This is a genomic window from Stenotrophomonas sp. 86428_Sma (genome assembly GCF_056481585.1).
Genome location: NZ_CM151156.1, coordinates 3,312,125 through 3,324,311, shown reverse-complemented (window position 1 = coordinate 3,324,311; position 12,187 = coordinate 3,312,125). Strand labels below are relative to the sequence as shown.

7 protein-coding genes are annotated in these 12,187 nt (G+C 64.9%); all 7 read left to right on the top strand.

Features of this window, described 5'->3' with window-relative positions:
- Nucleotides 1-39: 39 nt before the first annotated feature.
- The 7 genes from ACZK3J_RS15295 to ACZK3J_RS15265 all read left to right on the top strand — a co-directional run bounded on the left by ACZK3J_RS15295 (nucleotide 40) and on the right by ACZK3J_RS15265 (nucleotide 12,092).
- Nucleotides 40-3,126: a TonB-dependent receptor gene (locus tag ACZK3J_RS15295; protein ID WP_049401101.1), complete on the top strand. Its 3,087-nt coding sequence runs from the start codon at nucleotides 40-42 to the stop codon at nucleotides 3,124-3,126.
- Between the two features lie 251 nt (nucleotides 3,127-3,377).
- Nucleotides 3,378-4,982, top strand: a complete 1,605-nt coding sequence (locus tag ACZK3J_RS15290) for a glucoamylase family protein (RefSeq protein WP_032129772.1) — start codon at nucleotides 3,378-3,380, stop codon at nucleotides 4,980-4,982.
- A gap of 4 nt (nucleotides 4,983-4,986) precedes the next feature.
- On the top strand, nucleotides 4,987-6,327 hold the full coding sequence (locus ACZK3J_RS15285; RefSeq protein ID WP_032129771.1) for a sugar ABC transporter substrate-binding protein: 1,341 nt from the start codon (nucleotides 4,987-4,989) through the stop codon (nucleotides 6,325-6,327).
- Entirely contained in the window at nucleotides 6,324-7,205 is an 882-nt protein-coding gene (locus ACZK3J_RS15280; RefSeq protein WP_032129770.1) for a carbohydrate ABC transporter permease, read from the top strand. Before ACZK3J_RS15285 ends, ACZK3J_RS15280 begins: the two co-directional genes overlap by 4 nt.
- On the top strand, nucleotides 7,202-8,038 hold the full coding sequence (locus ACZK3J_RS15275; protein WP_006378064.1) for a carbohydrate ABC transporter permease: 837 nt from the start codon (nucleotides 7,202-7,204) through the stop codon (nucleotides 8,036-8,038). Before ACZK3J_RS15280 ends, ACZK3J_RS15275 begins: the two co-directional genes overlap by 4 nt.
- Nucleotides 8,035-11,202 (top strand): discoidin domain-containing protein, encoded by a 3,168-nt coding sequence (locus ACZK3J_RS15270; protein WP_478476044.1) that lies wholly within the window; start codon nucleotides 8,035-8,037, stop codon nucleotides 11,200-11,202. Before ACZK3J_RS15275 ends, ACZK3J_RS15270 begins: the two co-directional genes overlap by 4 nt.
- A gap of 2 nt (nucleotides 11,203-11,204) precedes the next feature.
- The gene (locus tag ACZK3J_RS15265) at nucleotides 11,205-12,092 is read left to right on the top strand and encodes an endonuclease/exonuclease/phosphatase family protein (RefSeq protein ID WP_478476043.1); all 888 of its coding nucleotides are present in this window, start codon (nucleotides 11,205-11,207) and stop codon (nucleotides 12,090-12,092) included.
- Nucleotides 12,093-12,187: the final 95 nt, after the last annotated feature.

Genomic DNA, 12,187 nt, shown 5'->3' with positions numbered 1-12,187 from the left:
GACCGCGCGAGCGGTCACCGCCACCCGGAGATTGAGTTGATGATGCATACCACCTTCCGCACGCCGGCACGCCGGCTGCTGAGCACCGCACTGGTCAGCTGCCTGATGCTGGCCGCCGCTCCGAACGTCATGGCGCAGTCGGCCAATGCCAGCCTGCGCGGCCAGGTTTCCGGCGCCCAGGCCGGCGCCGAAGTGACCGCCACCAACCTGGCCACCGGCACCGTCCGTCGCGGCACCGTCCGTGCCGATGGCAGCTACTCGCTGATGGGCCTGGACCCGGGCACCTATGACGTGGTCGCCAACGGCCAGTCGCAGAAGGTCACCGTCACCGTGGCCTCGACTGCTACCCTGAACTTCGCCGGTGCCGCCAGCAGCACCCCGGGTTCGACCGCGGCCACCAACCTGGACACCGTCAACGTTGTCGCACCGACCCTGCTGCAGGAAGTGCGCACGTCCGAAGTCGGCAAGACCGTCAGCCTGCAGCAGATCCAGACCACGCCGCAGGTCTCGCGCAACTTCCTGGAGTTCGCCGACGCGGTGCCGGGCATGATCTTCACCCGCGATGCCAAGGGCAACACCTCGCTGCGTGGCGGTGCCACCAACTCCGACGGCACCAACGTCTATATCGATGGTGTGGGCCAGAAGAGCTACGTGAAGGGTGGCGGCATCTCCGGCCAGTCCGGCAGCGCGGGCAACCCGTTCCCGCAGCTGGCCATCGGTGAGTACAAGGTCATCACCGGCAACTACAAGGCCGAGTACGGCCAGGTGTCCAGCGCCGCGATCACGGCTGCGACCAAGTCGGGTACCAACGAGTTCAAGGGTGAGACCTTCTACCGTTATACCAACGAAAGCATGCGTGCGATGACCCCGGCCGAACGCCAGCCGGGCAAGAGCAAGGAAGACTCGGCCGAGAAGGAATACGGCTTCGCGCTGGGTGGCCCGATCATCAAGGACAAGGCCCATTTCTTCGTCACCTATGAAGCCAAGCGCTTCGATCTGCCGGTGACCATCGCGCCGGACGGTGCCGTCACTCCGTCGGCCGCCAATCTGCCCGCCGATGGTCTCGCAGGTCTCGGCCCGGCCAGCCAGCCGTTCCAGCAGGACCTGATCTTCGCCAAGATCGACTTCGAGCCGACTGACAACGATCGCATCGAACTGACCTTCCAGGACCGCGACGAAACCCAGCAGCAGTTCAGTGGCCAGACCGCGAAGGTACACGGCAAGGTCGTGGACAACACCGACCGCCGTTATGCGCTGCGCTGGAACCACAGCGGTGAGCGTTTCTACAACGAGTTGATGGTGACCCACGAGGAGGCCTTCAACAATCCGCTGCCGTTGACCATGGGCAACGGCATCATCTACACCGCACCGGATTTCGGCGACTCGGACGCCAACCGCCCGCAGGAGAAGACGCTCGTCCAGGTTGGCGCGGCTGATGCCTTCGCCTCGCAGGTGAAGGGCCAGAAGGGCTGGGCGATCGAGGACAACCTGACCCTGGACGGCCTGCAGTGGGCGGGCGACCACACCATCAAGATGGGCGCCAAGTACAAGCAGATCGACCTGTACGCTTCCGACGCGGCGCAGATCAACCCTCAGTTCTCCTACACCATCGACAACCCGGCGTTCCCCTCGAGCACGCCGTATAAGGCGCAGTTCACCAAGGCCAGCACCGGCGTCACCGGCGTGCAGTCCGAAGTGCGCGCCAAGGTCAAGCAGATCGGCTTGTTCATCCAGGACGACTGGCAGGTCAATGACCACCTGCAGCTGAATATCGGCCTGCGCTGGGACTACGAAAAGAACCCGGTCTACACCGATTTCGTGACCCCGCCGGAGGTAGTGAAGGCGCTGTTCTCGCAGGATCCGAACGCGCCGGCGGGCGTGTCCCAGACCTATGCGCAGACGCTGGCGCTCAGCGGGCTGAACGTCAACGACTACATCAGCACCGGCCACAACCGCAAGAACTTCAAGAACGCCTGGCAGCCGCGCCTGGGCTTCTCGTATGACGTCAATGCCGACGAACGGCACGTGTTCCATGGTGGCGCCGGCCGTTCCTATGACCGCGACCTGTTCGACAACCTGGCACTGGAAACCACCAAGCTGGCGCTGCCGCAGCCGACCGTTTACTTCCGCAACCCGGCCACCGGCAACTGCATGTACGGCCAGACTCCGTGCTTTGACTGGAACCCGAACCTGATGAACGGCATCGAGAACGTGCAGGCACTGCTGGGTTCCACCAGCAATGAAGGCATGGAAGTCGATCTGCTGAACAACAACATGAAGGTGCCGTACGCCGACCAGTTCAGCCTGGGCATGAGCAACCAGTTCGGTGAGTGGCTGACCGACGCGACGATTTCTCGCACGCTGACCTATGATGGGTTCGCCTTCACCCTGGGCAACCGCTTCAACAACGGCAACTTCTTCGATAACCAGATGCTGTGTGGCGCCAAGGAGCCGACCTACGGCCAGCCGTGGAACTGCAACATTCCGGGCTTCGGCAGCCTGATCATCGGCCAGCAGGGCATCAAGACCCGTTCCACCCAGGTGCTGCTGTCGGCGCAGAAGCCGTACAGCAAGGAAAGCGGTTGGGGCACCTCGATCGCCTATACCTGGACCAACGCGCGTCACAACCGAAACATCAACGAGCATTACTCGTTCGATCGCGGCACCATCGGTGAGTACCCGACCATCAAGTCCAACGGCGCGCCGCGCCATCGCCTGGTGGTCACCGGCTCGTATGACGGCTTCTGGGGCATCACCTTTGGCGGCAAGCTGACCCTGGCCACGCCTACCCCGGGCAATGACTGGTCCTGCATCGCGCAGGCTGGCACTGCCAACTGCCTGCCGACTCCGGCCGCGGGTACTCCGGGTGGCAATGGCCGCTTCCTGCTCGGTGGCAAGATCTTCGGCTACCGCTCGCTGGACCTGCAGGCGACCAAGACCTTCAAGCTGGCCGGCGATACCGAGCTGTATGCGCGTATCGACATCATCAACGTGCTCAACTTCGACAACTTCTCGAACCTGAACTACGTGAAGAGCGATGGCAAGTTGCTGGTGAGCTACAACGAGACCGGCGATGTGATCGGTACCCCGCGTCAGGTGAAGGCCGAAGTGGGCTTCCGCTTCTAAGCGGATCCGCCTGAAGCAATACCCCGATGCCGCCGGTTCGCCGGCGGCATCGGCAGGAAGAAAAAAGGCAATGGCCGGCCCCGTGCCGGTCCATTGCCCATGCCGCTGCGGGCCAGGCGGCAGCGGCATGGGCAATGATCGCGGTGTCAAACCACGTTTTTCGTGGTTTTTTCAGAACGCATCTTGTAAACGATTTCAGATCATTGGACGGTATGCTTTCCCATCGATCAGACCACCGGAGAAATCGCGCCATGCAGGCACGCCATCTGTTGTCCGCCGCAGCGTTGAGCCTGGCCGTGGCCGCCTGCCAGCCGGCCCAGCAGGAACCTGCCAAGCCGCGGCCGCCGGTGATCCTGATCGAGGCCGACGCACCGCCGCGGCCGATGAAGCCGGTGCTGCCGCCGCTGTTCGATGACATCGAGCGGCGTACCTTCCAGTTCTTCTGGGATACCACCAACGAGATCAACGGCCTGACCCCGGACCGCTATCCGTCGCGACCGTTCGCCAGCATCGCCTCGGTCGGCTTCGCGCTGACCGCCTATCCGATCGGCATCGAGAACGGCTGGGTCAGCCGCAACCAGGCGATCGACCGCACCCTGACCACGCTGAAGTTCTTCCGCGACGTGCCGATGGGCCCGCAGCGCACCGGCAAGGCCGGCTACAAGGGTTTCTACTACCACTTCCTGGACATGCAGGAAGGGCGTCGCTACGACAGCTGGGTTGAACTGTCCTCGGTGGATACCGCGCTGTTGATGATGGGCGTGCTGTTCGCGCAGTCGTACTACGACGGTGACGATCCGCGCGAGAAGGAGATCCGCCAGATCGCCGACACGTTGTACAAGAAGGTCGACTGGCCGTGGCTGCAGCAGCGTGCGCCGCTGATCTCGATGGGCTGGTTCCCGGAGAGCGGCTTCATCGACCACGACTGGATGGGCTACAACGAGGCGATGATGGTCTACATCCTCGCCCTGGGGTCGCCGACGCACCCGGTCAGCCCGGATGCGTGGACAGTGTGGACGCGCACCTACGACAACGACTGGGGCGTCTACCAGGGCCAGGAATACCTGTCCTTCGGCCCGCTGTTCGGCCACCAGTACAGCCATGTCTGGATCGACTTCCGCGATATCCAGGACGCGTACATGCGCGAGCGCGGCAGCACCTACTTCCTCAACAGCCGCTCGGCTGCGCTGGCCCAGCGCGAGTACGCCATCGCCAACCCGATGCAGTGGAAGGACTATGGCGAGAACGTATGGGGCCTCACCGCCAGCGACGGCCCGCAGAACACCACCCAGGAGTACCGCGGCGAGCAGCGCCAGTTCCGCCACTACTCCTCGCGCGGCGCCGGCCTGCGCGAGAACTTCGATGACGGCACCATTGCCCCCACCGCCGCGATCGCCTCGGTGGTGTTCGCGCCCGAGCAGGTGATCCCGGCCACGCTGGAAATGCACAAGCGCTACGGCGACTACATCTATTCCAGCTACGGTTTCCTGGATTCGTTCAACCCCAGCTTCAACTACGACATCCCGATCAAGACCGGCCGCCTGGTGCCGGATCGCGGCTGGGTCGCCAGCGATTACATCGCCATCGACCAGGGCCCGATCCTGACCATGATCGCCAACTACCGCGATGACTTCGTCTGGGAAGTGATGAAGAAGAACCCGTACATCCGCAAGGGCCTGGAACGGGCCGGGTTCAGCGGTGGCTGGCTGGCACCGGAAGGTTCGTTCCAGCCGCTGGAACTGCAGAAGGACGAAAAGGCCGCGGCGGCACGCGCGGTGGGTATCGCCGAATCACGCGCGGCTGCCGCGCAGGAACAGAAGAACAATGCCAACCGCAATACAGGCCAGGGCAAGTAACCCGATGCCGAACTGGATCGACCGCCTGCGCCGCTGGGCGCTGCCTGCCCTGGCCGTATTGGCCGTGGCCGGCTGCGCCCGTACCGAACCGGGCACCACCACCGTGCGCTTCTGGGCGATGGGACGCGAGGCGGAGGTGGTCAGCGAGCTGATCCATGAATTCGAGGCCGAGAATCCGGGCATCAAGGTGGATGTGCAGAACATTCCGTGGACCGCCGCGCACGAGAAGCTGCTGACCGCGTTCGCCGCCGACGGCCTGCCGGACGTGTGCCAGCTGGGCAACACCTGGGTGCCGGAGTTCGCCGAACTGGACGCGCTGACGCCGCTGCAGCCGTTCGTGCAGCGTTCGTCCGTGGTCGACCCGAAGGACTATTTCCAGGGCATCTGGGATACCAATGTGATCCACGGCGAACTGGTAGGCGTGCCGTGGTATGTCGATACCCGCCTGATCTACTACCGCAAGGACCTGCTGGCCAAGGCCGGCTACGACCACCCGCCGCGCACCTGGCAGGAGTGGGACGAGCAGATGGCGGCGATCAAGCGCATGCAGGGCCCGAACCGCTATGCGGTGCTGATGCCGATCAACGAGTTCGAGCAGCAGCTTTCGCTGGCACTGCAGCAGCCTGATCCGCTGCTGCGCGACGACGACACCCGCGGCAATTTCGCCAGCCCGGGCTTCCGTCGCACGCTGGCCTTCTACGCCAACATGTTCGAGCAGGGCTGGGCGCCGAAGATGTCCGAGACGCAGATCTCCAACGTCTGGGATGAGTTCTTCCGCGGCTTCAACGTGTTCTACATTTCCGGCCCGTGGAACATCCGCGAGTTCAAGAAGCTGCAGCCGAAGGAACTGGAAGGGCAGTGGGGTACGGCCGCGCTGCCGGGTCCGGACGGCCCGGGCGCCGGTATTGCCGGTGGTACCAGCCTGGTGATCTTCCGCAAGTCGCAGCAGAAGGAGGCGTCGTGGAAGCTGATCGAGTTCCTGTCGCGACCCGAAATCCAGGCGCGCTTCCATTCGATCATCGGCGACCTGCCGCCGCGCCGCAGTACCTGGAACGCGCCGTCGCTGGCCAACGATCCGCTGGCCGCTGCGTTCCGTGACCAGCTGGAGCGGGTCAAGCCGACGCCGAAGGTGCTTGAGTGGGAGCGCATCGTGCAGGAAATGCGCATCGTCACCGAGAAGGTGGTGCGTGGTGGCCTGGCGCAGGACAAGGCCGTGGAAGAGCTGGACCAGCGCGTGGACAAGGTGTTGGCCAAGCGCCGCTGGATGCATGAACAACAACGCCTGCAGCAGCGCGTGCCGTCGCCGCAATCGAGCAGTGCCGTGGCCGCCGGGAGCGCGCAATGAAACGTACCTCGCTTGCCGGCTGGGTTTTCGCCGGTCCCTCGCTGATCGTGCTGGGCATGTTCTTCGGCCTGCCGGTCGCCTCGGCGCTGGCGCTGAGCGTGACCGATTTCGACCTGTATGCCTTGGCCGACAGCAGCAACCTGCGCTTCGTCGGCCTCGGCAACTACATCGATCTGCTGCAGACGCCGATGTTCTGGAAGTCGCTGTGGAACACCACCTACTTCGTGTTGATCGGCGTGCCGTTGTCGATCGGCGTGTCGCTGGGCGCAGCCATGCTGCTGAATGCACCGGCCGCGCGTTTCAAGGCGCTGTTCCGCACCGCGCTGTTCGCGCCGGTGGTGACCACACTGGTGGCAGTGGCGGTGATCTGGCGCTACCTGTTCCATACCAGCTACGGCCTGGTGAACTACGGCCTGGGCCACCTGGGCATCAGCCCGATCGACTGGCTGGGTGATCCCAACTGGGCGATGCCGACCATCATGCTGTTCGCAGTGTGGAAGAACTTCGGCTACAACATGGTGATCTTCCTGGCCGGCCTGCAGGCCATCCCGCATGACCTGTACGAGGCCGCCCGCATCGACGGTGCCTCGCGCTGGAAGCAGTTCCTGCACATCACCCTGCCGATGCTCGGCCCGGTGCTGCTGGTGGTCGGCGTGATCACCGTGTCCGGCTACTTCCAGCTGTTCGCCGAACCCTACGTGATGACCCGCGGCGACCCGCTGCAGAGCACCGTCAGCGTGCTGTATTTCATGTTCGAGGAAGGCTTCAAGTGGTGGAACCTGGGACGCGCCTCCGCGGTGGCGTTCCTGCTGTTCCTGATCATCCTGGCGGTGACCACCGTGATGCTGCGTTTCGGCCGCAAGAGGCAGTTGGTATGAGTCGTGAAATCGGCCAGTCGCGCTGGTACCCGTGGTTGATCAATGGTGCGTTGCTGGTGCTGGCCCTGGTCAGCCTGGCACCGCTGCTGTGGATGCTCTCGGTTTCGTTCATGCCGCAGGGCGAGGCGACCCATTTCCCGCCACCGCTGCTGCCATCCAGCATCACCACGCGCAACTACCATGAGTTGTTCGCGCGCACCGGCATGGGCGGCAACTTCGCCAACAGCCTGCTGGTGTCGGTCGGCATCACCCTGGGTTCGCTGCTGCTCAACACCATGGCCGGCTATGCCTTCGCCAAGCTGAACTTCGTCGGCCGCGAGCGCCTGTTCCAGGTGCTGATGGCGGCGCTGGTGATTCCGGCCCAGGTGGCGATGCTGCCGCTGTTCCTGCTGATGAAGCAGCTCGGTCTGGTCAACAGTTTCGGCGGCGTGATCGTGCCGGCGCTGGCCAGCGTGTTCGGCATCTTCCTGGTGCGCCAGTACGCGCGTTCCATTCCGGACGAACTGCTGGAAGCGGCCCGCATCGACGGGGCAGGGGAGCTGCGGATCTTCTTCCAGATCGTGCTGCCGATGCTCAAGCCGGTGCTGGTGACCCTGGCGATCTTCACCTTCATGGGCGCATGGAACGATTTCATGTGGCCGTTGATCGTGTTGACCGACCAGGAGCACTACACTTTGCCGGTGGCGCTGGCCACCCTCTCGCGCGAGCACATCATGGACGTGGAAATGATGATGGCCGGCGCGGTGGTCACCGTGGTTCCGGTGCTGGCGCTGTTCCTGGTGCTGCAGCGGTACTACATCCAAGGTCTGTTGCTGGGGAGCGTCAAAGGATGAAGCGAGCGATCGCCGTTGGACTGGGCCTGTTGTGGACCTCCCTGGCGATCGCCGCACCACCGGCGCTGCCGGCACCGAAGGTGCTGGACGACTTCGACGACATCGCAGCCTGGAAGCTGGTGCTGTCCGACCAGGTCAGCGGATCGCTGCGACCGGTCAGCGGCGCCGGTGGTGGCCGCGCGCTGTGCCTGGACTATGACTTCCACGATGTCTCCGGTTACGTCGGCATCCGCCGCGCGCTGAACATCGACTACCCGGTCAATTACCGTTTCGGTTTCCAGCTGCGCGGTGATTCACCGGGCAACGACCTGCAGTTCAAGCTGATCGATGCCAGCGGCGACAACGTCTGGTGGGTCAATCGTCCCGGCTACAGTTTCCCCAAGGCGTGGACGCCGGTCGAGTATCGCCGTCGCCAGATCGACAAGGCGTGGGGGCCGTCTCCCGAGAAGGAGATGGCACGCAGCGCTGCGGTCGAGTTCACGATCTACAGCAAGGTCGGCGGCCGCGGCACGGTGTGCTTCGACAAGCTGACCCTGCAGGGCCTGCCAGCCCAGGATGACTCGGCGCTGGTGCCGTCGGTGATCGCCGATACCGCCACCGCGCTGCAGGACCGCATGATCGACGGCAAGAGCGATACGTTCTGGATCAGCGGTGGCGTCAAGCAGCAGACCATCAGCCTGGACCTGCACAAGAGCCGCGAGATCGGTGGTGCGGTGATCGACTGGCTGCCGAACCTGGAAGCCCGCCGCTACACCGTGCGCACCTCCGAGGATGGCCGCGACTGGCGCACCGTGCGCGAAGTCACCAGTGGTGCCGGTGGCCGCGACTGGCTGGCGCTGCCGGACACCGATGCGCGCTACGTGCGCTTCGATCTGCAGGACGGCCCGAACTGGCGCTACGGCATCCGCGACATCGCGCTCAAGCCGCTGGCCTTTGCTTCCACCCCGAACGCATTCCTGTCCTCGGTCGCCGCCGACCTGCCACGGGGCTCGCTGCCTCGTGCCTATGTGGGCGAGCAGCCGTACTGGACCCTGCTCGGCCTTGATGGTGGCCAGGAACAGGCATTGATCAGCGAGGATGGCGCACTGGAGCCGGCCAAGGGCAGCTTCAGCATCGAGCCGTTCATCCGCCTCGATGGCAAGCTGCTGGACTGGTCGAAGGTGGCCATCACCCAGTCGCTGCAGGATCACTACCTGCCGATCGCCAACGTCGACTGGGTGCATGAGAAGGTCGGCCTGGCAGTGACCAGCTTCGTGCAGGGTACGCCGGAGCGCGCGCAGCTGATCGGCCGCTACCGTCTGAGCAATCCGGACAAGGTCGCGCACGAGTACACCCTGGCGCTGGCGATCCGCCCGTGGCAGGTCAACCCGCCCACCCAGTTCCTCAACACCGTCGGTGGTTTCAGCCGCATCGATGCACTGGATGTGGGTGAGCAGCTGGTGCGGGTCAACGGTGAGCCGCGCATCTACCCGCTGCAGGTGCCGGACGCGCGCTTTGCCAGTACGTTCGACGGCAAGCTTGATGCGATGCATCTGGAAAGCGGCACATACCCGGCGACCACAGCGGTGAAGGACAGCACCGGCATGGCGTCGGGTGCGCTGATGTACACGATCAAGCTGGAGCCCGGCCAGAGCCGTGAAGTGGCGGTGGTGCTGCCACAGACCGGTGGCTGGGCACCGCAGGCGCTGGACGTGGCCAAGGCGCAGGCGCAGGTGGCCGAGCAGTGGCGCAAGAAGCTGGGCGTGGTCTCGCTGCAGGTGCCGGCTGCGGGCCAGGCGCTGGTGGATACCCTGCGCACCGCGGTCGCGCACATGCTGATCTCGCGCGTCGGCCCACGCCTGCAGCCGGGCACGCGTTCGTATGCGCGCAGCTGGATCCGCGATGGCGCGATGATTTCCGAGGGCCTGCTGCGCATGGGCCGCAGTGATGCGGTGCGCGACTACATCAACTGGTATGCGCCGTATCAGTTCGAGAACGGCAAGGTGCCGTGCTGCGTCGATGCCCGCGGCAGCGACCCGGTGCCGGAGAACGACAGCCATGGCGAGTTGATCTACAGCATCGCCGAGTACGGGCGCTACACCGGCGACAGCACTTTCACCGAGCTGATGTGGCCGCATGTGCAGGGCGCCTACGGCTACATGGAGCAGCTGCGCGCCAGCGAGCGCACCGAGGAGAACCGGGCACGCAACCCGGCCTTCTACGGCATGATGCCGGCCTCGATCAGCCACGAAGGCTATTCGGCCAAGCCGATGCACTCGTACTGGGACAATTTCTGGGCACTGCGCGGCTACAAGGACGCGGCCCTGCTGTCGACCCAGCTGGGCAAGGTCGAGGCGATGCAGATCGCCGAGTCGCGCGACCAGTTCCGGGATGATCTGCAGGCCTCGCTGCTGTCCGCGATGCAGCAGCACAACATCGACTACCTGCCGGGCTCGGCCGAGCTGGGTGACTTCGACGCGACGTCGACGACCATCGCGCTGGCCCCGGGCGGCGAACAGGGCAGGTTGCCGCAGCAGGCGCTGGAGGCCACCTTCGAACGCTACTGGAACGAGTTCGTTGCCCGTCGCGACGGCAAGCGCGAGTGGAAGGACTACACGCCCTACGAATGGCGCAACGTGGCTGCGTTCGTGCGCCTGGGCTGGCGCGATCGCGCTTGGCAGGCGACCGAGTTCTTCTTCAAGGACCGCGTACCGCAGGCCTGGAACCAGTGGGCCGAGGTGGTTTCGCGTACGCCGCGGAAGCCGTTCTTTGTTGGCGACCTGCCACACGCCTGGGTGGCTTCGGACTTCGTGCGCTCGGCTTTGGACATGTTCGCCTACAACCGCGACATGGACGAGTCACTGGTGCTGGCCGCCGGCGTACCGACCGCGTGGTTGCAGGGCGAGGGCATCGCCGTGCAAGGCCTGCGCACGCCGCAGGGCCAGCTCAACTACCGCCTGCAGCGCAGCGACAAGCAGCTGGTGCTGGAGGTGCAGCCGGGCCTGGTGCCACCGGTGGGAGGCGTGGTGTTGCCGTGGCCATACGCCGGTGATCCGGGCGAGGCGAGTATCAACGGCGAAGCAGCCGAGTGGGTCAACAAGGAACTGCACGTGCACCAGCTGCCGGCGCGGGTTGAGATCGACATACCGAGCGCAGTGCGCCGCGCCGAACGCAAGGGGCAGTAACGATGAAGCAACAGGGGGCAAGGGTGCGCACGTCGGTGCGTGCCCTGGGGCTGGCAATTGCATTGGCAGTGCCGGGCGCGGTGATGGCGGCCGAGCCGGCTGCCGCGAACGCGGCGCCCGACGTTGCCAGCGCAGCGGGTATGAGCATGGTCACCTTCAACCTGCATCATGACCGCGAAGACTGGCCGAGCCGGCGCCGCACCATCCTGGCCGAGCTCAAGCGCCTGCAGCCGGATGCGGTTGCCCTGCAGGAGGTGATCCAGCGCCGCAACGTGCGAAACCAGGCGCAATGGCTGGCCAGCCAACTCGGCTACAAGTACGTGTTCGTGTCCACCGATCCGGTCGGGGCACCCAAGCGCTACGGCAATGCGCTGCTGACCCGGCGGCCGATCCTCGCCCGTGGTGATCATCTGCTGCTGCCGTTGGACGACTACCGCACCGTGGCTCACCTGCGCATCGACGTCGACGGCACGCCGGTGAACGTCTACGCCACGCATCTGAACGAGCGCAGCGATGAGAGTGGGCAGCGCATCCGTCGCACCCAGGTCGAGGACCTGCTGCGCTTCATCACTACGACGTCGGCCGGTGCGCCGGTGGTGATCGCGGGCGACTTCAATGCGCTGGTGGATGCCGCCGACCTGAGCGAGCTGCGCAGCCACTACGGCGACAGCTACGGCAGCGTGCACGTCAACACCGACCTGTCCGGGGTCAGTACGCTCAACCGCCACTATTACCAGGCGCCGTCGCGGATCGACCACATCTTCTTCCAGCAGGACGAGATGGTCGCGCGCGAGGCGAAGCTGCTGTTCGACCAGCCCGATGACAGCGGACGCTGGGCCTCGGACCACTACGGCGTGTGGACCCGGTTGCAGTTCGCACCGAAGCCCTGACGGAGCAGGCTCCGGTAGGTGCCAACCTTGGTTGGCACGAACGTGTCCGCGTGCACTGAATCAACGGCGCCAACCAAGGTTGGCCTCTACCAAAG

Coding starts and splice junctions, on each gene's coding strand:
- ACZK3J_RS15285 (WP_032129771.1), top strand. CDS start 4,987: ATGCCGAACTGGATCGACCGCCTGCGCCGCTGGGCGCTGCCTGCCCTG.
- ACZK3J_RS15270 (WP_478476044.1), top strand. CDS start 8,035: ATGAAGCGAGCGATCGCCGTTGGACTGGGCCTGTTGTGGACCTCCCTG.
- ACZK3J_RS15295 (WP_049401101.1), top strand. CDS start 40: ATGATGCATACCACCTTCCGCACGCCGGCACGCCGGCTGCTGAGCACC.
- ACZK3J_RS15275 (WP_006378064.1), top strand. CDS start 7,202: ATGAGTCGTGAAATCGGCCAGTCGCGCTGGTACCCGTGGTTGATCAAT.
- ACZK3J_RS15280 (WP_032129770.1), top strand. CDS start 6,324: ATGAAACGTACCTCGCTTGCCGGCTGGGTTTTCGCCGGTCCCTCGCTG.
- ACZK3J_RS15290 (WP_032129772.1), top strand. CDS start 3,378: ATGCAGGCACGCCATCTGTTGTCCGCCGCAGCGTTGAGCCTGGCCGTG.
- ACZK3J_RS15265 (WP_478476043.1), top strand. CDS start 11,205: ATGAAGCAACAGGGGGCAAGGGTGCGCACGTCGGTGCGTGCCCTGGGG.